The following is a 22,017-nucleotide window of genomic DNA, read 5'->3' on the forward strand; positions in this document are numbered from 1 at the left end:
TGGCCACCGCTGGGGTGGAGAAGGCCGACCGCCGTCACTCGCCGCCTCTGCCGCGCGCGAGGTTCCGGCGAGCCGCGTCGAGCGAGCACGCGTGGCCGGCGATGCCCTGCCACGGGTCCGCCTTCTGCGACAGGCGCCGGAGGACGGACGTCATGTCGTACCCGTCAGGCGCGACCTGCCCGACCTCGGACCAGTCGACGGGCGTCGCCACGGGGGCTCCCGGACGGGCCCGGACCCCGTAGGCCGGGATCGCGTTCTGGCCGTATGCGTTGCGCAGGTAGTCCAGGAACACCCGGTCGCCACGCTCGTCCTTGCGCTGCTTCGTCGTCATGAGATCCGGGTCCTCATCGGCCAGTGTCTCCGCAAGCGATCTCGCGAACTCCCGGACGGTGTCGAAGTCCTCGCCACGGTCGAGTTGGACGTGTACGTGGTAGCCCCGTGACCCCGTGGTCTTGACGAAGGGGGTCAGGCCCAGGTTCTCGAGCCGGTTCCCCACCGCCCGGGTCGCAGCACGCAGTCGCCGCAGGTCCTCCACCGACGGGTCCAGGTCGATGATCAGCTGGTCCGGATGGTCGAGGTCGTCCTCCCGCGAGAGCCAGACGTGCGGTTCCACGCACGCCTGGTCGGCGAGGTAGGCCAGCGTCGCCTCCTCGTTGCACACGACGTGTCGTTGGCTCCCCTCCCGCGTCTGCACCTGCACCCGATCGATCCAGTCCGGGAAGTGTTCCGGGGCCTTCTTCTCGAAGAAGCCCCCTTCGCCGATCCCGTCGGGGAAGCGCCGCATGGCCACCGGTCTGCCCCGGACGTGCGGGAGCATCGTCTCGCCGACGGCGATGGAGTAGTCGACCAGATCCGCCTTGGTCAGGCCGTCCGCGGGGAAGAGGACCTTCTCCGGCCTCGAGACCTCGACGGTGCGCCCGCCCACCCGGCGTCCGAGACGGCTGCTCATGTCTGCTCCCGCACGACGTCACGTGCGTCCTTGTCCCGTCGCAGCCCCTGGTAGCGCGGATGGCGCAGGCGGCCTGCCTCGGTCCACTCGGTGAACCCGATCTGGGCGACGGTCCGGGGCCGGACCCAGTGCACGCCGCGACGCGGCACGTCCTGGGCATCGGTGAACGGGGAGGCGTCGGTGGAGATACGGCTCAACTCGTCGTGCAGCTGTGCGAGCACCTTCGCGGTGAACCCGGTTCCCACCTTGCAGGCATAGCGCAGGCCGCCGTGGTCGTGGTACCCGACGAGCAGCGCGCCCAGACCGTGCCGGCTCCCCTGCGGCTCCGTGTATCCACCGATCACCAGCTCCTGGTCGCGTACGCACTTGAACTTCAGCCAGTCCGTCGAACGGCCGTGGTGATAGGAGCCGTCACCACGCTTGGCGATGGCTCCCTCCCAGCCCTTGCGACAGGCCTCCCGGTACATCGCCTCCCCGTGCTCGACCCGGTGGACCGAGAATCGGAGCGGGTCGGTGAAGCGAAGGGTGTGCCGCAACACGTTCTTTCGGGTGCGCAGGCCCAGACCGGTGAGGTCGTACCCGTCACGGTGCAGCAGGTCGAACACGTAGTAGAAGACCTCGATCCCGCTGGCTCGGGCCCGTTTCGGGTCGCTGAGCTGGAGTCGGCCCTGCAGCCGGGCGAAACTGGTCTGCCGCCCCTCGAAGGCGACCACCTCGCCGTCGAGGACGACGTCCGCCACGTCCTGAGCCGCCAGCGCGTCCACGAGCTCCGGATACGTGTCCGAGACGTCCTTGCGGTTGCGGGTCAGGAAGCGGACCGAGTCGCCGTCGCGGAAGGCAAGGCAGCGCTCGCCGTCGAGCTTGCGCTCGTAGAGCCACGCGGGGTCGGAGAAGTGGTCATGGGTCAGCGTGGCGAGAGTGGGCTGGACCCAACTCGGGTGGGACCGGGGGCGCACGTGCTCGAGGTCCTCGGTCGACAGCAGCTCCGACAGGTCCGTCATGCTTGGCCTTCCCGCGCCACCTCGTCGAGGCCACGTCCGGACGTCACCGACAGCTGCTCGGTGCTGACGGGATTGCGGCGCGCGTCCGCCTCGTGATCACGCTGCTTGACCAGCAGCCACCGCTCGCCCCGGCCGACCCTGGTGAGGGCATACCCGCCGGTGAGCTTCTCGCCCTCCAGCCACACGGTCACGTGGCCCTGCTCCACCGCGTCCGCCACCGGGACCTCGTGTCCGTCCTTCTCGGTGAGGTTCCGGTAGCTGCCCGTGTCCCACACGATCACGCTGCCGGCCCCGTACTCACCCTGCGGGATGGTGCCCTCGAAGTCGCCGTAGTCCAAGGGGTGGTCCTCGGTCGGCACCGCACGACGAACACGGGTGCCCTGCCGGGTCGACCGGTCGTCTCCCGTGGTTCCGGTGTCTCCCGGAAGTCACGCTTGCGCCGGTACTCCCGCAGCGGACGCTCTTCGCTCATCAGCTCACGCCTCAGCTTCCAGTTGGCTTCTCCGGTCTCCTCTCGTCGGTACCCGTCCGTCGGCACTTCAACCGGCACCCGTCCGCACCTGCAGCAGGCGTCGACGGCGCATGACCGCAGGGGCGGCGGGTACCACGGCAGCGCGTTGCGGGAGGTGGCGCACGAAACCATGGGAGGTGCTCTGGTGCGACCCACGAAGGGGGGACGGCGGACCCTGGTCCTCAACGCCGGGTCGTCGAGCCTGAAGGTCTCGCTCGTCGACCCCGACGACACCATCGTCCAGGCGGAGACGATCGAGGACTGGGACGGCGACTACGCGGGCCTGGACCTGCCGGACTGGGACCACGACGTCATCGGTCACCGGGTCGTCCACGGGGGCTCCCGCTTCACCGGCCCGGCGTGGATCGACGACCGCGTCCGGGCCGACCTGGCCGAGCTGGCGCCCTTCGCCCCGCTGCACCAGCCCCGCTCGTGCGCCGGTATCGACGCAGCGGCCAGGGCCTACCCCGACAGCCCCGCCTTCGCGGCATTCGACACCTCCTTCCACGCCGGCCTCCCGGCGGTCAGCAGGATCTATGCGGTGCCGCAGGAGTGGCCGGTGCGACGGTACGGCGCGCACGGGCTCTCGCACGCGTACACGGCCCGCCGTGCCGCCGAGTTGCTCGACCGCGACCCCAGGGGCCTCCGGGTGGTCACCTGCCATCTGGGATCCGGCGCCTCGCTGTGCTCGGTCGACGGAGGGCGCAGCATCGACACGACGATGGGCCTGACCCCACTGGAGGGGCTGGTCATGTCCTCCCGGTCCGGGACGGTGGACCCGGGCATGATCCTCTGGTTGCAGCGCCACCACGGCATGGGGGCCGCGGAGGTCCAGGAGGCGTTGGAGCAGGAGTCCGGCCTGCTGGCACTGGCCGGCACCGGAGACATGGAGACGGTGGTCCGCGCCGCCGAGGCCGCCGACGAGCAGGCCACGTTCGCCCTGGATGTCTACGTCCACCGTCTCGCCAAGGAGGCCGTCGGCATGATGGCCGCGACGCGTGGAACCGACGCGATCGTGTTCACCGGCGGGGTCGGTGAGCACTCGCCGCTGGTGCGTTCACGGGTCGCACGGGCCCTCTCGTGGGTGGGGGTCCACATCGACGAGGACCGCAACGACCGGTGCAGGGGCGATGGGGTGCTCAGCGCCCACCCGGGTGACGTCGGGGCCCTCGTCGTCAGCACGCACGAGGACGTCGAGGTGGCCCGGCACGGCCGTGCCCTCGAGGGGACGAGCCGTGAAGGCGGCGGGGCGGCCCGATGATCCACGACGGGGTGGGCGGGCTCTCCGCCGACGAAGGCGAGCCGTGCAGCCGCCTCGACGACGGCTGCTTCCCCGGCGGGACGGACGACCTGCAGGCGCGCCTGGTGCGGGAGCACGCGCCGGTCCGGCTGCTCCGACTGCTCTCCCACCTGCCCCACGACGGCCGCTACGACGACCTGGAGTCACTCATCACGGCACTGCACGACGATCGGCGGCGGTGAGGCCTGCGTGCGCCACCGCCGCCGATCGTGCCCGGCCGTTCAGCCTCGGGGGCTCCCGCTGCCCGCGGTCGCGTCCTCGCCCTCGATCCTCGTGCGCAGGCGCGCGTACACCGAGGTCAGGATCCGCGAGACCTGCATCTGGCTGACCCCGATCCGCTCACCGATCTCGCGCTGGGTGAGGTCCTTGACGAAGCGCAGACGCAGCACCCGCTGCTCCCGGGTGTCCAGCGTTCCCATCGCCTCCCGCAGCGAGACCAGCGTGACGGTCTTGTCATTCGGGTCCTCTTCCTCCGCGGCGATCGTCTCGATCAGCGGCTGCTCGGAGGACTCCCGGGCAGGGGTGTCGAGGGAGCTGGAGCGGTACTGGTCCCCGACGAGCCCGGCAGTACGCACCTGCTCGACCGAGAGGTCCATCTCTGCTGCCACCTCGGCCTCGGTGGGCTTCCGTTGGTTTTCCTGCTCCATCCGGGCCGCCGTGTCGCGCACGTCGTGGTGCAGCTCCTGCAGGCCACGGGGCGGGCGGACGGCCCACCCGTGGTCACGGAAGTACCGCTTCAGCTCGCCGATGATGGTGGGCGCGGCGAAGGCACTGAAGCCGTGCCCTCGATCGGGACGGTACCGTCGGGCCGCCTGGACGAGCCCGAGCATCGCCACCTGGACGAGGTCGTCGCGCTCGATGCCTCGTCCCCCGAAGCGCCTCGCGAGTCCGATCGCGAGCCCGCGGTTGGCGATCACGACCTCCTCGCGGATGCGCGCCGCGCGGGTGGGGTCGGTCTCTTGGCAGGCCCGCCCGAGCTCGAGCGCGGCGTGACGATCGCGCTCACGGTGGTCGCTGGTCTGATCACGGACGACACTGGTCATGGATACTCCTCGTACGAGGTTCCAATATCAGCCGCGGTCTCGAGCCGACGTCGTGGTGACCACCGAACCACCTCTCACGCTCCCTCGCAACCATCGGTGATCGTTCAACGTGATCCGTGCCTCGGGCGCACGCACGATTCCGGGACCACGCTCCCGGGTAACTGTCCAGTAATGTCTGGAACTCTTCCGCCACACGATGCATCAACACCCGCTCTGGGAGGTAGATGCGCAATGAGCACTCGCGAGGGTGAGACGTGCCCGGGTGCCGACACGGACGGAGTGAGGGACGTGCGAGGTGACCGGACCGCACCCGAGACGTGGTTGGCCTGCCGCGTGCTCTGCCGCGACGACCGCGTGGTCGGCACTGTCGACGACGTCCTGCTCGACTCCGACAGCGCCACCGCCGAGTGGGTGGTCGTGCGGCTTCGAGGTCCGCACCTGCGCCACCACCGAGCCGTTCCCGTCGCCATGCTGCGTGACCTCGGCGACGACCTGCGTGTGGCGACGTCCAGGCCCCACCTCGTGGCATCCCCCCGCGTGCGACCGAGGCAGCCCATGACGTCGGCGGACGAGCTGGCCCTCTACCGGTACTGGCACGGCTGACCGGGGTGTGAGTTCGCCGGCGCCGGGGAAGAGAAGAGGCATGACTGCCACCACTCCCCTGTCCGAGCGCGAGGCCGGCGACCTCGACGCGTGGTTCCGGGCGGCCAACTACCTCTCGGCCGGCCAGATCTACCTGCTGGACAACCCGCTGCTGCGCCGTGACCTGACGCCCGAGGACGTCAAGCCCCGGCTGCTGGGGCACTGGGGCACCGCGCCCGGCCTGAACCTCGTGCACACCCACCTCAACCGGCTCATCCGCGAGCGGGACGTGGATGCGATCATGCTCGCCGGCCCGGGCCACGGAGGACCGGCCGAAGTGGCGGAGGCCTACCTCGACGGCCGGTGGTCCGAGGTGTACCCGCAGATGGGTCAGGACGAGGACGGACTGCGTGAGCTCATGCGCCAGTTCTCCTTCCCCGGCGGCATCCCGAGTCACGCGGCCGCCGACGTGCCGGGGTCGATGCACGAAGGGGGAGAGCTCGGCTACGTCCTGTCCCACGCCCACGGCGCGGCGATGGACAACCCGGACCTGCTCGTGGTCGCCGTCGTCGGCGACGGCGAGTTCGAGACCGGCCCGCTGGCCGGCTCCTGGCAGTCGACCGCGTTCGTCGACCCCGTCCACGACGGAGCCGTCCTGCCGGTGCTGCACCTGAACGGCTACAAGATCGCGGGCCCCACGGTCCCGGGGCGCATGCCCAGGGAGAGTCTGGTCGCGCTGCTGCGCGCGCACGGGCACCACGTGCTCACCGTCCAGGGCGAGGACCCGGCGGAGGTGCACCAGCAGATGGCCGCCGCCATGGACGAGGCGCACACCCGTATCCGGGAGATCCAGGAGGCCGCACGAGGTGGCGCCGGGGCCGGGGAGCGCCCGTCGTGGCCCCTGGTGCTCCTGGCGACCCCGAAGGGGTGGACCGGTCCGGAGTCCGCCCACGGTCTGCCCGTGGAGGGCACGTGGCGGGCGCACCAGGTGCCGCTGACCGGCGTCCGGGACGATCCCGAGCAGCTGGCCCTGCTCCAGGACTGGTTGTCCTCCTACGACCCGGGCTCCCTCTTCAACGAGCACGGACGGGTCGTCGAGCGGATCCGCGCCCTCGCCCCGAGGGGGGACCGTCGCACCAGCGCCAACCCCCACGCCAACGGTGGGCTGCTCCGCCGCCCGTTGCAGGTGCCGGACCCGCGTCGCTTCTCGGTCGACGTCCCGACGCCGGGTGCCTCCGCCCACGAGGCGACGAAGGTGCTGGGCGACCTGCTGACAGAGGTGATCCGTGCCAACCCGGACGACTTCCGGCTCTTCGGCCCCGACGAGACCGCTTCCAACCGGCTGGACGGCGTCTACGAGGTGACCGACAAGGTCTTCGCCGAGCAGATCCTGCCGGTCGACGAGCACCTGGCCCCACAGGGCCGGGTCATGGAGGTCCTCTCCGAGCACCTGTGCCAGGGCTGGCTGGAGGGCTACCTGCTCAGCGGCCGGCACGGGCTCTTCTCCTGCTACGAGGCCTTCGCGCACATCGTGGACTCGATGGTCAACCAGTACGCCAAGTGGTTGAAGGTCTCCGCCCAGCTGGACTGGCGCCCGCCCCTCTCCTCGCTGAACTACCTGCTGACCTCGCACGTGTGGCGCCAGGACCACAACGGCTTCTCCCACCAGGACCCGGGCTTCATCGACCACGTCGTCAACAAGAAGCCCGAGTTCGTCCGGGTGTACCTGCCTCCGGACACCAACACCCTGCTGGCGACGATGGCCCACTGCCTCTCCAGCCGACACCACGTCAACGTCGTCGTGGCCGGCAAACAACCGCAGTTCGACTGGCTCGATGCCGACCGGGCCGCGCTGCACTGCACTCGCGGCCTGGGTATCTGGGAGTGGGCCTCGACCGACGACGGCGACCCGGACGTCGTGCTCGCCTGCGCCGGCGACGTGCCCACGCTCGAGGCACTCGCGGCGGCCGACCTGCTGCGTCGCCACCTGCCCGAGCTGGCCGTGCGCTTCGTCAACGTCGTGGACCTGATGCGGCTGATGGACGAGGACCAGCACCCCCACGGGCTGAACGCACGGGACTTCGACGCGGTCTTCACGCGGGACCGGCCGGTGGTCTTCGCCTACCACGGCTACCCGTCCCTGATCCACCGTCTGACGTACCGCCGGGCCAACCACGCGAACCTGCACGTGCACGGGTTCCGCGAGGAGGGGACGACGACGACCCCCTTCGACATGGTGATGATGAACGAGCTCGACCGTTACCAGCTGGTCATCGACGTCATCGACCGGGTGCCCGGACTCGGCCCGCGGGCTGCCCTCGTGCGGCAGGACATGCTGGACGCCAGGAGCGAGGCGCGCGCCTGGACACGGGTGCACGGCGACGACATCCCGGCGGTTCGCGACTGGGCCTGGAGCAGCGACCAGCGGACCCGACCCGGGGAGTAGCCCCGGCCCCTGCAGAACGACGGGTGGAAGGAGCTCTCCGGGGTACCTCCCCGTCATCATGAAGATCGCCGTGATCGCGGAGCACGCGAACCCCTTCGCCGGACCGGCGCGCGTCGAGGCCGACGGGCAGAACGTGCACGTGGAGGCGCTGGCACGAGGACTGGCCCGCCGAGGACACACCGTCGAGGTCCTCACCCGGCGGGACGGCGCTCGGGACGCCCCGGTCGAGCCCGTACCGGGCGTCACCGTGGTCCACGTCCCGGTGGGAGGGCCCGGGCCGGTCGCGAACGGCGACCTGCCGGGCCTCATGGACGACTTCGGCGACCGGGTGGAGGAGCGCTGGCGCCGCCGGGGCGACCCGGACGTGGTCCACGCCCACTTCTGGACGTCCGGGCTGGCGGCACTGCGTGCCGGTCGTCGACGGCGGGTCCCGGTGGCACAGACCTTCCACGCGCTCGGGAGCGTGCAGCGTCGACTGCGGGGAACGGCCGACACCAGCCCTCCCGGGCGACAGCGGCTCGAACACGCGGTGGCACAGGAGGTCGACCTCATCATCGCCACGTGCAGGAACGAGGTGGAGGAGTTGCGGCACATGGGTGTCGACGGCACCCGCATGACCATCGTCCCCGGCGGCGTCGACATCGCTCGCTTCACCCCGGGACCTCGCCCACGGTCGCCGCGCCGACGGGTGCTGCTCGTCGGGCACGGGCTGGTGGGCTGCGGCATCCCGATCCGGGCGCTCGCGCAGCTGCCGGAGGACGTCGAGCTGGTCATCGCCGGTGGCCCGGTCGGGTCCGTCCTCGCCGAGGAGCTGGGGGTCGGCTCTCGGGTGCGCCTGGTCGGGTCCCTACCGCACGAGGACATGCCGGGCCTCTACCGCTCCGCGGACGTCGTGCTGCCCCTCCCGGGGCCCGAGACCTTCGAGACCGCACCGCTCGAGGCCGCGGCTTGCGGACGACCAGTGGTCGGTGCCGCCGTGGACGGCCTGCTGGACTCGGTCGTCGACGGGGTGACCGGCCGGTTGGTCCCGCCCGGGGACGTGCCTGCGCTCACCGGGGCACTTCGGGACCTGCTGGACCAGCCGCGGATCGGGCGCCGTATGGGGCACGCAGGCCGCGTCCGGGCCGTCGCACACCACGACTGGCGGGTCGTCACCCGATCCACGGAGCAGGCTCTCGAGGAGATCAGGTCTCCCCGACCGGTGTCGGCACGCCTCCCTTCGCCCCCTTCGCGCCCCGGTGGTGGGCACGCCGAGGCGCATGCGCCTCCGACGCCCGGGTAGGCCCGGCGAGAGCCCGTTCCGCACCATCGGAGGAGAACCATGACGACGGCGACGCTCCGGTTCATCGGCACGGAAACGTCGCGGGTCCGGCTGGCCGGCGTGGGGCACGGGTCATCCGCCCCGCACGTCCGCGGGCTCCGGGCCGGCGGAGTCACTCATCGGGGCGCCCGTCCCCGAACCGGGCCCACGCCCGGTGGGTCTCCAGCAGGTCGATGAGCTCCCGGGCGAGCGCCACCGGATCCTCACCGCGGGTGACGCCCACGGCTCCGGCCGAGCCGGTCACCTCCAGGACCTCGACGCCGTGTCCGCTCGCTGCCAGCGCCTTGCCGTGCCGGAAGGCCTCCTGCACGAGCAGCTGCAGGCGCGGGTCGACCGCCGCGCCGGACGAGGCTGCCGTCGGGTCCATCGCCCGGGCGTCCGTCCCGGCCAGGGGGTCGGCACTGCCCCGTGGTGCGCCGAGGACGAGCAGCGCGTCGACCTCGACCGAGCGGGCCGTCAGCAGGGTCCGCTGGACGGGGATCGGCGTGCCGTCGTCCGGCCTGAGCACCCCACCGGTCGGGGCGATGACGAGCGGGACCATGTCCGCCTCGTCGGTGGCCCGGCGGACCCGCTCCACCTGCGCCAGATCGGCCTCCTCGTCGACGACGATCCCGAGGACCCGGCCGTCCACCGGCCAGTGCCCACCGACCTGGGAGAGCGCGGGGCTGGTGTCGAAGGGGGTCTCGACCTCCTCCCCGACGGGGGCCGGAAGCCCCAGCCCCTCGGCGACGCGGGTGGCCAGGGTGGTGTCGATCCGGGCGAGCACCTCCAGCTGCCGCTCGCGGATGGCCTGCTCGTAGCAGCGCCCCAGCTCGAAGGTGTACGCGGCGACGACGTGATCCTGCTCCACGGCGCTCAGGCTCCGCCAGAAGAGGCGTGGTTGACTGAAGTGGTCGTCGAAGGACGCCGCGGCCTCGCGGGTCTTGGGCCCGGCGACGGCCTGCGGGACGTCGATGAGCGCGGACACGTCCCCTCCCGCCGTGAAGGGGCACCCACCGTCGAGGGAGTTGGGACGGTAGGGAGCGACACCGGCGTGGTCGGCGCTCTGGTGCGCGCCGTCGCGCAGCATGTCGTTGACCGGTGCGTGCGGACGGTTGATCGGGATCTGAGGGAAGTTCGGCCCGCCCAGCCGGGAGATCTGGGTGTCCAGGTAGGAGAAGAGCCGTCCCTGGAGCAGCGGGTCGTCGGTCACGTCGATCCCGGGCACGAGGTGGCCCGGGTGGAAGGCCACCTGCTCGGTCTCGTCGAAGTAGTTGGCAGGGTTGGCCTCGAGACGCATCCGGCCGATCGGCTGCACCGGGACGATCTCCTCGGGGACGATCTTCGTCGGGTCCAGCAGGTCGATCCCCTCGAAGGTCTGGTCCTCACTGTCGGGCATCACCTGGATCCCGAGCTCCCACTCCGGGTAGGCCCCCGCCTCGATCGCATCGGCCAGGTCGCGGCGGTGGAAGTCGGGGTCCGCACCGTTGATGAGCTGCGCCTCGTCCCAGACCACCGAGTGCACCCCCAGCCTCGGCTTCCAGTGGAACTTCACCAGGCTGGTCTCGCCCGCCTCGTTGACGAGCCGGAAGGTGTGCACCCCGAAGCCCTCCATCATCCGGAACGAGCGCGGGATCGCCCGGTCCGACATCTGCCAGATCGTGTGGTGCTGTGCCTCGGTGTGCAGGGACACGAAGTCCCAGAAGGTGTCGTGCGCGCTCTGTGCCTGCGGGATCTCGCGGTCCGGGTGCGGCTTGGCCGCGTGGACGACGTCGGGGAACTTGATCGCGTCCTGGATGAAGAACACCGGGAAGTTGTTGCCCACCAGATCGAAGACACCCTCACTGGTGTAGAACTTCGTCGCGAAGCCGCGGGTGTCGCGCACCACGTCCGCGGAGCCCCGCGACCCGACGACGGTGGAGAAGCGGACGAAGACCGGCGTCTGCTCCCCTTCGCCCAGGAAGGCGGCCCGGCACACCCCTGCGGCCGTGCCGTACGCGGTGAAGGTGCCGTGTGCGCCCGCACCGCGGGCGTGGACGACACGCTCCGGGATCCGCTCGTGGTCGAAGTGCATCACCTTCTCCCGCAGATGGTGGTCCTGGAGCAGCACCGGCCCCCGCTCCCCCGCCTTGAGCGAGTGGTCGGTGTCCCGCACCCGCGCGCCCTGGGCGGTCGTCAGCCACGCCCCGCTCTGGTGACGGTCCTCCTCTTCGCCGCTGGGCCGCCCGGTGGGCGAGACGGCCGCTGCCGGCTGCTCGTCCGGTGCCGGCGGGACCGGATCGACCGGGTGGGTCGGCTCCTCCCGGGACGGGGACACCCGGCTGGGCGCGCCGGGGATCGTGATCTCGTCATGGGGCGACTGCTCGTCAGCGCTCATCGCTGCCTCCTCGATGGGGTGGGCCCATGTGTGGCTACCCCCGTGCCGGACACACATGCACCCACCGGGCATGGGCAGCGAGTCCGCGGGTACGGGGCGGGAAGAGCGATCCGTACCCGACCGAGGGAGAGCAGGCAATGGCCGACTACCGCACCGAGAACCCGACGACCGGCACGATCGAGCGCACCTTCGACGAGATCGACGAAGGGGGCGTGACCGCCGCCATCGACCGCGCCGACGAGGCGTTCCGGTCCTGGCGGACCACATCCGCGCAGGACCGCGCGGCGGTGCTGCGCCGGACCGCCGACATCTACGACGAGCGCGCCGCCGAGCTCGCCCGGGCGATCGCGGTCGAGATGGGCAAACCGATCAAGCAGGCGAAGGAGGAGGTGGGCCTCGCCGGGGCCATCTACCGCTGGTACGCCGACAACGGTCCGGACCTCCTCGAGGAGGAGCACCTCGACGCCCAGGGGGCACGCCGCAGCGTCGTGCGCAAGGACCCCGTGGGTGTCCTGCTGGGGATCATGCCGTGGAACTACCCCTACTACCAGGTGGCCCGCTTCGTCGCGCCGAACCTGATGCTGGGCAACACGATCCTGCTCAAGCACGCGAGCATCTGCGCCGGGTCCGCGGCGCTGATGGAGGAGGCGCTCCGCGACGCCGGGCTCCCCGACGGCGCCTACACCAACCTCTACGTCTCGAGCCGCCTCGCGCCCGACATCATCGCCGATCCGCGCGTGCAGGGGGTCTCCCTCACCGGTAGCGAGGGGGCCGGGGCGTCGGTCGCCGAGGCGGCCGGGCGGAACCTGACCAAGTCGGTCCTGGAGCTCGGTGGCTCGGACCCGATGCTCGTCCTCGACACCCAGGACGTGGACGGCATGGCGAAGATCGCCGCCAGGGCCCGGCTCTCCAACGCCGGGCAGGCGTGCAACTCCCCCAAGCGGATGTACGTCGCCGACGCGATCCACGACGAGTTCGTCGAGGCGCTGACCCGAGAGGTGGAGGCGGCCACCGTGGGCGACCCGACCGATGAGTCGACCACGGTGGGTCCGATGTCCTCCGCCCAGGCCCGTGACGACATCGACGAGCAGGTGCGGGACGCGATCGACAAGGGCGCGAAGGTCCACACCGGCGGTGAGCCCCTGGACGGCGACGGGTACTTCTACGCCCCGACGGTCCTGACCGGCATCACCGCGGACATGCGCGCCTGGTCCGAGGAGCTCTTCGGTCCGGTGGCGATGGTCCACCGGATGCGTGACGTGGATGAGGCCGTGCAGGCGGCCAACGACTCCGGATTCGGCCTGTCGGGCTCGGTCTGGAGCGACGACCCGGAGCAGGCAGCCGCCGTGGCCACCCGACTCGAGGTGGGGATGGCCTACGTCAACGAGCACGGGACCACCCTGCCGGGGCTGCCCTTCGGCGGGGTGAAGCGTTCCGGCTACGGACGTGAGCTCGCCGAGGACGGGATGAACGAGTTCGTCAACCGCAAGCTGGTGCGGGTCGCCGCACAGAAGGGATGAGGACGTGAAGCTGCAGAGCATCCGTGCGACATACGACGCCGAGGGGCCCCTGGCGACGGTCTACCTCGAGGCGCGCTCCCCCGGCGAGGACGCGGAGAAGCAGGTGCGCCTGCGCTGGGACGCGCTTCGCCGGGGGCTCGACGGGGCCGGCGCCGACGAGGGCCTCCTCACGGCCCTCGACGAGGCCGTGCTCGTCGAGGACATCGGCGAGGTCCAAGCCGACGGCCGGGTCCTCGTGGCCGCCCGCGACGGCGTGCTGCTCGACGAGCCGTGGGACGCGGCCGTCGGCGCCGGTGACGCTGCCCACCTCGCAGGTCAGCCACGGCTGGGGCCCTACGTCAGGGAGCGGGCCCGGTCGGTCCGCCTCCTCGTGGCGATCGTCGACCAGGAGGGAGCCGTGGTCCGCCGCGAGATCGCGGTCGAGGACCGTGAACACCCCGTGGGCCCCGACGAGACCGTGGACCCCGACACGGTGGAGTCGGTGCACAAGCCGCGCGGACAGTCCCTCTCCCACAAGCAGATCCAGCGTCGGGCCGCTGACACCGTCCAGCAGAACGCACGCGGCGTGGCGGAGCACCTGGAGTCCGTCGCCAAGCAGTGGCAGCCGGACGCCCTCGTCCTGGCGGGCGAGGTCCAGGGCCGGACCGCGGTACGTGACGAGCTGCCCAGCGCGCTGGCCGACATCTGCCACGAGACCGAGAGTGGCGGGACCGGTGACGACCGTGCCGAGGAGGTGCTCACCGGGAGCCTGCGCGACATCGCCAGCGGGGTCGCCGACGACCGGGACAGACGGCACCGGGACAGGTTCGAGGAGGCCAGGGCCCGGGACCGCGTCGCCGAGGGCCCGCGAGCGGTCGGGCACGCCGCGAACCTCGGCGCGGTCGACACCGTCTTCTTCGGCACCGGGCCGGCCCCGGAGAACGAGTCCGTGATCCTCGCGGCCTGTGCCCGGATCGACGCCGACGCCGAGACCCTCGCCGGTCCGGTCTCCGACGGGGTGGCCGCCGTGCTGCGCTTCGAGGCGCCGGACGAGACGGCCCGGGGCGGCTGATCAGTCTCGTACCCGGCACCTGACAACGGCCCCTGACCTTGCGTTTGCGCAGGTCAGGGCCCCCTTCGTGCTTGGGCTTCCCGCCCATGGGGGCGGCCCCCGGCTCACCCCAAGGCGATGTAGTTCTCCACCGCCAGGTGCCGGGCGCTCTGCCGTGGGGGCACCCGGTCGTTGGTCCACTTGCTCAGCAGGTACTCGACCTTGCCCTGCATGTGCTCCCGGAGCCGGGAGAACGAGTCGTCGGCGTCGGCGCCGACGGAGCCTTGCAGGACCCACCACGTCCACGCGGCGGCTCCTGCGTTGGCGATGAAGTCGGGGATCACCGGGATGCTGCGAGCAGCCAGCCGCTCCTCGGCCTCGGGCGTGGTCGGGGAGTTCGATCACGGCGTGAGCAGTGATCTGCGCCGCGATCTCCTCTGTGATGGCGTAGGAATACGCCGCCGGGATGAGGAGGTCGACACCCAGAGTCAGGACCCGCTCGGAGGGCAGCTGCTCGACATGGTCCGGTACTCGGGACCGGTCGATCTCGTCGTGGGAGTCACGCAACGCCAGCAGGGCCGGGACATCGAGGCCATCAGGGTCGTACACCGTGCCGGACGCATCAGCCAGCGCCACGACCGAGATTCCGGCCTGGTGCGCGTACATCGCCGTGGCGCCGCCGATCGTGCCGATCCCCTGGATCGCAGCAGTGGTCGCTGACAGGCTCCAGCCGGAGGAGCGCGCGTACGCCACAGCTGCCTGGGCCACGCCGTAGCCACCGATGACCGTGGCCAGCGGGAAGGGCATCCGATCGTTGCCGAGGCTGGTACGTGACGGGGTGCCGGCACGTGACAAAGGCCCCTGACCGTGCGTTTCCGCAGGTCAGGGGCCTTTTCGTGCTGGTGGGCGATACTGGGTTCGAACCAGTGACCTCTTCCGTGTCAAGGAAGCGCGCTACCGCTGCGCCAATCGCCCGAGGTGTACAGATTCCGGCTCGAGGTGGAGACGGGATTTGAACCCGTGTAGACGGCTTTGCAGGCCGTTGCCTCGCCTCTCGGCCACTCCACCATTGAAGGCGGTGAACCTTCCGAGCGGATGACCGGGTTCGAACCGGCGACCTCAACCTTGGCAAGGTTGCGCTCTACCAACTGAGCTACATCCGCATCCACGCTCTCGAAGCGGTGCTTCTTTGTGCGTGCGGAGAGACAGTAGCCCACACGTCCCCCAGATTCCAAACCCGGGGTGCGACGGAGCCCGCGGGCACGCCTCCGGCGCCCTTCCGGCGGGCCCGAGCCCCCTCGTAGGCTGCCGGCATGCCCACGCACGAGGTCACCAACCAGCCCCCTCCCTTCGTCGACCACGACACCTACGGCAGCGATCCGGTGCTCGTCGAGGGGATCGCCCGCTGGGTCCCGCAGGAGCACCGTGAGGAGGCCGGCACGGAGCTCGGGGACCTCGGCCGGCTGGCCGGGTCCGCGCGCGCCGCGGAGTGGGCAGAGCGGGCCCAACGCAACACCCCGCGCCTGATCACCCATGACCGGTGGGGCCACCGGATCGACGAGGTGGACTTCGACCCCGCCTGGCACGAGCTGATGAGCACGGCCACCGGCACCGGCCTCACCGGCACCCCCTGGGTCGGGCCCGAAGGGGGTGCCGGCCACCTGCGCCGGGCAGCCGGCCTCATCACGTGGAGCCAGGTCGAGCCCGGGCACATCTGCCCGATCACGATGACCAACGCCGCGGTGCCCGTCCTGCGCCACTCCCCCGAGCTGGCGGCCCGTTGGGAGCCGCTGCTCGCCTCCCGGACCTACGACTTCGGCCTGCGCGAGGCGAGCACGAAGGCCGGCGCCATCGCCGGGATGGGGATGACCGAGAAGCAGGGCGGCTCGGACGTGCGGGCGGGCTCCACCCGCGCCGTCCTCACCCCCGGAGGCCCGCTCACCGGTGAGACCTACCGGCTGACGGGGCACAAGTGGTTCTGCTCCGCGCCGATGAGCGACGTCTTCCTCGTTCTGGCCGGGACGGCCGAGGGCGCGGCGCCCAGCTGCTTCCTCGTCCCCCGCGTCCTCGAGGACGGGACACGGAACCCCTTCGCCCTGCAGCGGTTGAAGGACAAGCTCGGTGACCGGTCCAACGCCTCCTCGGAGGTCGAGTTCGACGGCACCTGGGGCGCCCTCGTCGGCGAGGAGGGCCGCGGGGTGCGCACGATCATCGAGATGGTGGCCAGCACGCGGCTGGACTGCATCCTCGGTTCGGCCGCGACGATGCGGGCCGCGCTGACACGCGCGGTCCACCACACCCGGCACCGCCGCGCCTTCGGCGCCGAGCTGGTCGACCAGCCGCTGATGCGCAACGTCCTCACCGACCTCGCCCTCGAGTCCGAGGCCGCAACGCTCCTCGGGCTGCGCATGGCGCACGCCCTCGACGAAGGGGACACCGAGCTGACCCGGTTGGGCGTCGCCGTCTGCAAGTACTGGGTGTGCAAGCGCACCGCCCCCGTCGTCGCGGAGGCGCTGGAGTGCCTCGGTGGCAACGGATACGTCGAGGAGCACGGCATGGCGCTGCTGTACCGACAGGCGCCGCTGAACTCGATCTGGGAGGGCTCTGGCAATGTCAACGCCCTCGACGTGCTGCGCGCCATCGGCAAGGAGCCGGGCTCGCTCATGGCGCTGCTGAAGGTGACCGGCGAGGCCCGCGGTCAGCTGACCGAGCTGGATCGTGCCCTCGACGAGCTGGAGCGTGACGTGGCCGGGCTCGCCGGCGCGGACGCCACCGAGCTCGCGGTCGGAGCCAGGCGGCTCGTCGAGCGCCTGGCGCTGACGCTGCAGGCCTCCCTCATGGTGCTGCACTCCCCCGCCCCGATGGCCGAGGCCTTCGTCGCCTCACGGCTCGGGGGCGGTCACGGTGAGACCTTCGGGACCCTGGACCCCACCGACGTGGCCGGGGCCGCCGGCGTCGCCATCGAGCGGGCGGGCGTGTCGCTCTAGGGGTCGCGCAGCCTCGCCGGTGCGGCACACTCGCCCCATGCGCGCCCTCATCACCACCCCGGACCTCGCCGACCTCACCACCGCCGAGCAGGTGACCGAGACCGACCTGGACCGCCTGTACACCAGGGAGCGGATACTCCGGCTGAACTTCGTCGCCACGCTCGACGGGGCCGCCACCGGCCCCGACGGGCGCTCCGGAACCATCAACTCCACAGCCGACCACCGTGGCTTCGCCGCGATGCGCCGGGCAGCCGACGTCATCCTCATCGGTGCGGGCACCGTGCGCGCCGAGCAGTACGGTCCTTCGCGCACGCCGGTGGTCGTCGTCTCCCACCGCCCGGAGCTGCCCCCTTCGATCCGGGACTCCGACAGGGTGGTCCTGGCCACCAGTCACGCCTCCGGCGCGCAGGAGAGCCCCACCACGTGGATCTGCGGGCAGGAGAGCGTCGACCTGGGGGCCGTCGTGGAGCGGGCGCGGCAGACCTTCGGACCGCACGTCCTCAGCGAAGGGGGCCCCCACCTGGCCGGGGAGCTGATCGCCGCCGATCTCGTGGACGAGCTGGCCCTGTCCTGGACCCCGCGACTGGTGGGTGGCACGCGGGTGGACCACCCACGGATCCTCGAGGGCTCGGACGTCGAGGTCGAGCTGAGCTGCCGTCACCTCCTCGAGGAGTGCGGCACCCTGCTCGGGCTGTGGCGCATCGAGCGGTGACGGCTCACTGCGCCACGAAGTCCCGCACGACGCGTTCCCAGCGCCGCGGGTCGACGTTCCACTCCTTGCAGTGCCGCGCCAGCGACCAGGGCTCGAAGGTCACCAGGTCCGGCCGGGCCACGGCCAGGGCCTCGCTCGGCCCCACGGGGACGAACTCGTCGTCACGGGAGTGGATGAGCAGCAGCCGGTGGTCCAGCTCCTCGGCCCGCTGGACCCAGTTCGTGCGTGCCACGTCGACACTCTCGGAGACGCCGACGAGGTACCTCGCCCAGTGCTTGCCCATGAGGGAGGTCGAGAGGTAGGCGACCGGCGAGGGCACCCGGTGCAGCATCGCGTGGTGCCGGAGCACGTCCCCCCAGTCCACGACCGGCCCGTCGAGCACCGCCCGGGAGACCACCCTCGACAGCGGCGAACGGTCGAGGAACTGCAGGACGATCGCCCCGCCCATCGACCAGCCGACGAGGACGACCTCCTTGGCGCCGCGGGCGAGCGCCATCCGCACGGCGTCCTCGATGTCGCGCCACTCGGACAGCCCGAGGTTGTAGCGCCCGTCCGGCCCGAGCGGGGCCTCCCCGTCGTTGCGGTAGCTCGGCACGAGACAGGTCAGGCCCTCCGCGTGCAGGGCGGGTATCGCGCGCAGCGTCTCGATGCGGCGGGCTCCCCGGCCGTGGACCAGCACCGCCCACCGGCTGCCGTCGCCGTGCTCGCTCGGGACGATCCACGCGGGCATCGGGCCGAGGACCGCGGGGACGGTGACGTCCTCCGTCGCCAGCCCGAGGTCCCGTCGCGGGTCCTGGCCCCAGTAGTAGCCGTTGAAGCGCGCCGGGCCCGGCACCAGGTGGCCCGAGTCGACCCCGAGCAGCTCCCGCCGCACCCGCCCGCGCCGGTGGTCCACCGCGAGCACCCCACCGGTGCGGGCGTGCCCGCTACCGCCGTCCAGCCAGAGGCCGTACCGGCCGGGCACGGTGGTGTCGGGGGTGGCGGAGAGGGTGACGCTGTCGGAGTGCACCACGTGCACGACGGCGTCGTCGGGCCGCGAGGGCTCCGGGGTGAGCACCCGGCGGGCGAAATAGGCTGCCGACCCCACCCAGACCGACCCCGCCCCGGCCAGTGCCGAGGCGAGGGCAACGGCCGCATAGATCGCGACACGGCGGGCGCCCTTGCTGATGATCACCTACCGATTCTCTCAAATCCGTTGCGGCGCGGGCAGAATGTGACGAGTGACACCGAGCCCAGCACCCGTCATCAGCCCGATGCTCGCCAAGGCCGTCACGTCCGTCCCGGAGGCGGACGCGGTCGAGGGCGGCTACGCCTACGAGCCGAAGTGGGACGGCTTCCGCTGCATCGTGGTCAAGGACGGTGCGGACGTCGAGCTCACCAGCCGCGGGAAGAAGCCGCTCACCCGGTACTTCCCCGAGGTGGTCCGGGCGTGCCGGGAGCACCTGCCGGAGCGCGTCGTCCTGGACGGGGAGATCGTCGTGCGCGGCGGTGATCCCGGGGCGGAGCGTCTGGAGTGGGAGGCCCTCGGGCAGCGGATCCACCCCGCGGAGTCCCGCATCACGAAGCTCTCCGCGGAGACACCCGCCGAGATCATCGCCTTCGACCTGCTGGCCGTCGACGGTGAGGAGCTGGTGGCGGCCCCCTTCGCCCGACGTCGGGAGCGATTGGAGGCCGTCTTCGCCGACATCGCGAAGGGAGCCCCGCTGCACCTGACGAGGGTGACCCGGGATCCCGCCGAGGCCCGGGAGTGGTTCACCCGCTTCGAGGGGGCGGGCCTGGACGGTGTCGTCGCCAAGGCGCTGGAGTCCCCCTACACCCCCGGCAAGCGCACGATGCTCAAGATCAAGCACAAGCGGACCGCGGAGGCCGTCGTCACCGGGTACCGCGTGCACAAGTCCGGGCAGGGCGTCGGCTCGCTGCTCCTCGGGCTGTACCACGAGGGGAGGCTCTTCAATGTCGGCGGGATCGCCGCCTTCACCGCGAAGCGCCGGCTCGAGCTCGTCGAGGAGCTGGAGCCGTTGGTGCGCAGGGATGCCCACGGCGAGGTCGAGCACGCGGAGACCGACCGGTCGCGCTTCTCCTCGAGCAAGGACGTCAGCTACGTCCCGCTGCGACCCGAACGCGTCGTCGAGGTCGCCTTCGACCAGCTGGAGGGGCACCGCTTCCGGCACACCGTGCAGTTCCTGCGCTGGCGCCCCGACCGGGACCCGGAGTCGTGCACCCTCGAGCAGATCGACCGGGCGAAGGCCTACGACCTGGGCCGGGTCCTCGCGAACTGAGGACCCGGCCCGGGCGCGATGAGAAGCTGCCCCCCTCGATCAGAACGAGTCGTTGATGGTGATCTTGTCGTAGTCGTCGGGGAGCTTGTCAGCGGATGTGCAGTCCACGGTCACCGTCTCCCCCGGCTGGATCTCGTCAGTCATGCAGTCCAGGGTGGCCAGGACCTCCGAGCCCTTCTTGAGCTTGACGTCCGCCCACAGGCTGTCGCGCGAATCCCGGTCGTTGGTCACCTTCAGGCCAGTGATGGCCGCGCTGCCGAACTCCCTCGTGACCTTCCAGCCTGCCGCGTACTTGAAGCCGTCGACCTCGAAGGCCTCCCCCTCGGTGATGGTCATCGGGTTGTCGACACCGCCTGACTTGGATGCGTCCGAGTCCATCGACTTGCTGACCTCGTCCGCCGTCCCGATCACGCCGGCGGTGCAGGCAGCGAAGCCACCGCAGCACACGAGCAGCACGATGGCCACGACGATGACGACCCACTTCCAGGGAAAGCCCTTCTTCTGCGGCGGCGGGGGCGTCTGCCCGTAGGCCGGCGGCGGGGGCTGGGTCCCCTGCTGGGCGGGCCGATAGTCATCGGTCCACTGCTCCCCGTCGTAGTAGCGTTCCTACCCATCCGGCTGGGGAAACCATCCTGCACTGCTCATGAGCGTGTGTTACCTCCGTGGCGTTTGTGATCGGTGATGAAAGATTTATCACCACGTCACGAGGCTCGGTCCGAACGTTCCGCGTGGTCTTCGTGACAGTTATCGCACTGTTGCTGTGACGGCGGCTCGCTACGGCTCGACCCGGTTGCCGTCGGCGTCCCAGTTGCCGGCGACCTTCTTGCTCGGCTGCACCCGGGGCGGCTCGCCGGGCATCTTCGGGTGGTCCGGGGGGAAGTTCAGCTCGCCGAGGCCACGCTCGCGCACATCGGTGTCCCACAACGCGATCGCGGCATCCACATCACCGGCGGTGGCGTCCATGTCTGCCCAGGGATTCGCCCCCTTCGCCCGCTCCGGCGCGGAGTGCACCGTCCACTCCCCCGGCGCCAGGCCGTCCAGCTCGGACCAGGCGACGGGCATCGAGACCGGGGCGCCGGGCAGCGCGCGCGGGCTCCAGGCGGAGGCGATGGTGCGGTCGCGGTTGGCCTGGTTGAAGTCGACGAAGATCCGTCGGCCGCGCTCCTCCTTCCACCACGCGGTGGTCACGAGGTCCGGCAGCCGTCGCTCGAGCTCACGGGCGATCCCGATGACCCCGTGCCGCACGTCGAGGAACTCCCGTGTCGGCGCGATGCGGGAGTACACGTGCAGTCCACGGCTGCCGGAGGTCTTGACGAAGGGAGTCAGCCCGATCCCCTCCATCACCTCCTTGAGACCGCGGGCGGCCTCCACGACGTCGGCGAAGTCGCGACCGGGCTGGGGGTCCAGGTCGATCCGCAGCTCGTCGGGATGGTCGTTGTCCCCGGAGCGCACCGGCCACGGGTGCCACGTGGTCGTCGACATCTGCACGCACCACACCGCCGTCGCGATCTCGTCGATCACCAGCTGCGGGTGGCGCCGCCCGCTCGGGTAGGTGCACATCGTGGTGCGGGCCCACTCCGGTGCGCCCTTGGGCGGGTTCTTGGAGTAGAACTCCTCGCCGGTGATGCCCTCGCGGAACCGCTGCAGCGTCACCGGCCGATCTCCCACCGCGGCGAGCAGCTGTCCACCGATCGCGAGCACGTAGTCCGCGAGGTCGCGCTTGGTCACCGCGGGTCCGGCGTCGGTGGCCGGCCACATCACACGATCGGGGCTGGACAGGCGCACGCTTCGCTCCTGCCCGTCGGGGCCGGGGATCCGAAGCTGCTGCACGCCCGCCACAGTCGCGAGCGTAGCCGCAGAGCTGTGCGGGCCGCACCCCCTTGCCGAGGGCAGGAACCGGGTGTGCATGATAGATAGACCAGTTGCGGCGCCCTTTCCGGGCTGCCGACTTGTCAACTCAACACTGTTTTGTCTGAATCC

General features: G+C 71.2%; 18 protein-coding genes, 3 tRNA genes and 1 pseudogene. 10 read left to right on the plus strand and 12 right to left on the minus strand.

What is annotated here, in order from left to right; all coding sequences use genetic code 11:
• Positions 1–34 precede the first annotated feature (34 nt).
• From ligD (JCO01S_RS07085) to JCO01S_RS07095, 3 genes are read right to left on the minus strand one after another with little or no spacing between them, the layout of a single operon-like run.
• Positions 35–949: a non-homologous end-joining DNA ligase gene (gene ligD / locus JCO01S_RS07085; protein ID WP_068252935.1), complete on the minus strand. Its 915-nt coding sequence runs from the start codon at positions 947–949 to the stop codon at positions 35–37.
• Positions 946–1,950, minus strand: coding sequence for a non-homologous end-joining DNA ligase (ligD, locus tag JCO01S_RS07090; RefSeq protein WP_068252938.1), 1,005 nt, complete (start codon positions 1,948–1,950; stop codon positions 946–948). Before ligD (JCO01S_RS07090) ends, ligD (JCO01S_RS07085) begins: the two co-directional genes overlap by 4 nt.
• Complete coding sequence (locus JCO01S_RS07095; protein WP_068252941.1) at positions 1,947–2,309, minus strand: DNA polymerase ligase N-terminal domain-containing protein; 363 nt, start codon at positions 2,307–2,309, stop codon at positions 1,947–1,949. The genes ligD (JCO01S_RS07090) and JCO01S_RS07095 overlap by 4 nt, the downstream gene beginning before the upstream one ends.
• A 297-nt stretch (positions 2,310–2,606) precedes the next feature.
• Here JCO01S_RS07095 and JCO01S_RS07100 point away from each other — a divergent pair, with 297 nt between their 5' ends.
• Entirely contained in the window at positions 2,607–3,722 is a 1,116-nt protein-coding gene (locus JCO01S_RS07100; RefSeq protein WP_218002243.1) for an acetate/propionate family kinase, read from the plus strand.
• The gene (locus tag JCO01S_RS07105) at positions 3,719–3,943 is read left to right on the plus strand and encodes a DUF2795 domain-containing protein (RefSeq protein WP_068252947.1); all 225 of its coding nucleotides are present in this window, start codon (positions 3,719–3,721) and stop codon (positions 3,941–3,943) included. The genes JCO01S_RS07100 and JCO01S_RS07105 overlap by 4 nt, the downstream gene beginning before the upstream one ends.
• A gap of 39 nt (positions 3,944–3,982) precedes the next feature.
• On the opposite strand, the gene JCO01S_RS07110 is transcribed toward JCO01S_RS07105, so the two are convergent.
• Positions 3,983–4,804: a sigma-70 family RNA polymerase sigma factor gene (locus JCO01S_RS07110; protein ID WP_068252950.1), complete on the minus strand. Its 822-nt coding sequence runs from the start codon at positions 4,802–4,804 to the stop codon at positions 3,983–3,985.
• Between the two features lie 288 nt (positions 4,805–5,092).
• Here JCO01S_RS07110 and JCO01S_RS07115 point away from each other — a divergent pair, with 288 nt between their 5' ends.
• Genes JCO01S_RS07115 through JCO01S_RS07125 form a run of 3 tightly spaced genes read left to right on the plus strand, consistent with a single transcriptional unit; the run spans position 5,093 to position 9,114 of the window.
• Positions 5,093–5,407, plus strand: coding sequence for a PRC-barrel domain-containing protein (locus JCO01S_RS07115; protein WP_157074513.1), 315 nt, complete (start codon positions 5,093–5,095; stop codon positions 5,405–5,407).
• 40 nt (positions 5,408–5,447) lie between these two features.
• Complete coding sequence (locus JCO01S_RS07120; RefSeq protein WP_068252958.1) at positions 5,448–7,832, plus strand: phosphoketolase family protein; 2,385 nt, start codon at positions 5,448–5,450, stop codon at positions 7,830–7,832.
• 58 nt (positions 7,833–7,890) lie between these two features.
• A complete protein-coding gene (locus tag JCO01S_RS07125) occupies positions 7,891–9,114 on the plus strand; it encodes a glycosyltransferase (protein WP_068252961.1) in 1,224 nt (407 codons plus the stop codon).
• 151 nt (positions 9,115–9,265) lie between these two features.
• Here the strand turns inward: JCO01S_RS07125 and JCO01S_RS07130 are convergent, their stop codons facing one another.
• Positions 9,266–11,509 (minus strand): catalase, encoded by a 2,244-nt coding sequence (locus tag JCO01S_RS07130; protein ID WP_068252964.1) that lies wholly within the window; start codon positions 11,507–11,509, stop codon positions 9,266–9,268.
• A gap of 137 nt (positions 11,510–11,646) precedes the next feature.
• Between JCO01S_RS07130 and JCO01S_RS07135 the strand changes: the two genes are divergently transcribed.
• Together JCO01S_RS07135 and JCO01S_RS07140 are read left to right on the plus strand one after the other, a co-directional pair.
• Complete coding sequence (locus JCO01S_RS07135) at positions 11,647–13,029, plus strand: NAD-dependent succinate-semialdehyde dehydrogenase (protein ID WP_068252967.1); 1,383 nt, start codon at positions 11,647–11,649, stop codon at positions 13,027–13,029.
• 4 nt (positions 13,030–13,033) lie between these two features.
• Positions 13,034–14,080 (plus strand): baeRF2 domain-containing protein, encoded by a 1,047-nt coding sequence (locus tag JCO01S_RS07140; RefSeq protein ID WP_068252970.1) that lies wholly within the window; start codon positions 13,034–13,036, stop codon positions 14,078–14,080.
• Positions 14,081–14,184: 104 nt separating this feature from the next.
• Here the strand turns inward: JCO01S_RS07140 and JCO01S_RS16220 are convergent.
• The 4 genes and pseudogenes from JCO01S_RS16220 to JCO01S_RS07165 all read right to left on the minus strand — a co-directional run bounded on the left by JCO01S_RS16220 (position 14,185) and on the right by JCO01S_RS07165 (position 15,222).
• Positions 14,185–14,866: pseudogene (locus JCO01S_RS16220) on the minus strand (Rossmann-fold NAD(P)-binding domain-containing protein).
• 93 nt (positions 14,867–14,959) lie between these two features.
• Positions 14,960–15,034 (minus strand) — tRNA-Val (locus JCO01S_RS07155).
• Between the two features lie 22 nt (positions 15,035–15,056).
• Positions 15,057–15,127, minus strand: a tRNA-Cys gene (locus JCO01S_RS07160).
• A gap of 22 nt (positions 15,128–15,149) precedes the next feature.
• Positions 15,150–15,222, minus strand: a tRNA-Gly gene (locus JCO01S_RS07165).
• A gap of 150 nt (positions 15,223–15,372) precedes the next feature.
• Here JCO01S_RS07165 and JCO01S_RS07170 point away from each other — a divergent pair.
• Together JCO01S_RS07170 and JCO01S_RS07175 are read left to right on the plus strand one after the other, a co-directional pair.
• On the plus strand, positions 15,373–17,046 hold the full coding sequence (locus JCO01S_RS07170; protein ID WP_068252979.1) for an acyl-CoA dehydrogenase family protein: 1,674 nt from the start codon (positions 15,373–15,375) through the stop codon (positions 17,044–17,046).
• A gap of 37 nt (positions 17,047–17,083) precedes the next feature.
• Positions 17,084–17,758: a dihydrofolate reductase family protein gene (locus JCO01S_RS07175; RefSeq protein WP_068252982.1), complete on the plus strand. Its 675-nt coding sequence runs from the start codon at positions 17,084–17,086 to the stop codon at positions 17,756–17,758.
• Positions 17,759–17,762: 4 nt separating this feature from the next.
• Here JCO01S_RS07175 and JCO01S_RS07180 read toward each other — a convergent pair whose 3' ends face one another.
• Positions 17,763–18,932, minus strand: coding sequence for an alpha/beta hydrolase family protein (locus JCO01S_RS07180; protein WP_245634355.1), 1,170 nt, complete (start codon positions 18,930–18,932; stop codon positions 17,763–17,765).
• A 79-nt stretch (positions 18,933–19,011) separates the two neighbouring features.
• Here JCO01S_RS07180 and JCO01S_RS07185 point away from each other — a divergent pair, with 79 nt between their 5' ends.
• Positions 19,012–20,037 (plus strand): ATP-dependent DNA ligase, encoded by a 1,026-nt coding sequence (locus tag JCO01S_RS07185; protein WP_068252984.1) that lies wholly within the window; start codon positions 19,012–19,014, stop codon positions 20,035–20,037.
• 39 nt (positions 20,038–20,076) lie between these two features.
• Here JCO01S_RS07185 and JCO01S_RS07190 read toward each other — a convergent pair whose 3' ends face one another.
• Entirely contained in the window at positions 20,077–20,502 is a 426-nt protein-coding gene (locus JCO01S_RS07190) for a hypothetical protein (protein ID WP_068252987.1), read from the minus strand.
• A gap of 309 nt (positions 20,503–20,811) precedes the next feature.
• Positions 20,812–21,867 carry a non-homologous end-joining DNA ligase gene (ligD, locus tag JCO01S_RS07195; protein ID WP_245634356.1) on the minus strand — a complete coding sequence of 352 codons (1,056 nt, stop codon included), beginning with the start codon at positions 21,865–21,867 and terminating at the stop codon, positions 20,812–20,814.
• Between the last annotated feature and the right edge of the window lie 150 nt (positions 21,868–22,017).

Source organism: Janibacter corallicola NBRC 107790 (assembly GCF_001570965.1).
GTDB lineage: Bacteria > Actinomycetota > Actinomycetes > Actinomycetales > Dermatophilaceae > Janibacter > Janibacter corallicola.

Excerpts from the sequence above, each read along its gene's own strand:
- JCO01S_RS07135 (WP_068252967.1), top strand. The coding sequence starts at position 11,647 with ATGGCCGACTACCGCACCGAGAACCCGACGACCGGCACGATCGAGCGC.
- ligD (WP_068252938.1), bottom strand. The coding sequence starts at position 1,950 with ATGACGGACCTGTCGGAGCTGCTGTCGACCGAGGACCTCGAGCACGTG.
- ligD (WP_068252935.1), bottom strand. The coding sequence starts at position 949 with ATGAGCAGCCGTCTCGGACGCCGGGTGGGCGGGCGCACCGTCGAGGTC.
- JCO01S_RS07110 (WP_068252950.1), bottom strand. The coding sequence starts at position 4,804 with ATGACCAGTGTCGTCCGTGATCAGACCAGCGACCACCGTGAGCGCGAT.
- JCO01S_RS07125 (WP_068252961.1), top strand. The coding sequence starts at position 7,891 with ATGAAGATCGCCGTGATCGCGGAGCACGCGAACCCCTTCGCCGGACCG.
- JCO01S_RS07130 (WP_068252964.1), bottom strand. The coding sequence starts at position 11,509 with ATGAGCGCTGACGAGCAGTCGCCCCATGACGAGATCACGATCCCCGGC.
- JCO01S_RS07120 (WP_068252958.1), top strand. The coding sequence starts at position 5,448 with ATGACTGCCACCACTCCCCTGTCCGAGCGCGAGGCCGGCGACCTCGAC.
- JCO01S_RS07175 (WP_068252982.1), top strand. The coding sequence starts at position 17,084 with ATGCGCGCCCTCATCACCACCCCGGACCTCGCCGACCTCACCACCGCC.
- JCO01S_RS07185 (WP_068252984.1), top strand. The coding sequence starts at position 19,012 with ATGCTCGCCAAGGCCGTCACGTCCGTCCCGGAGGCGGACGCGGTCGAG.
- JCO01S_RS07105 (WP_068252947.1), top strand. The coding sequence starts at position 3,719 with ATGATCCACGACGGGGTGGGCGGGCTCTCCGCCGACGAAGGCGAGCCG.
- JCO01S_RS07170 (WP_068252979.1), top strand. The coding sequence starts at position 15,373 with ATGCCCACGCACGAGGTCACCAACCAGCCCCCTCCCTTCGTCGACCAC.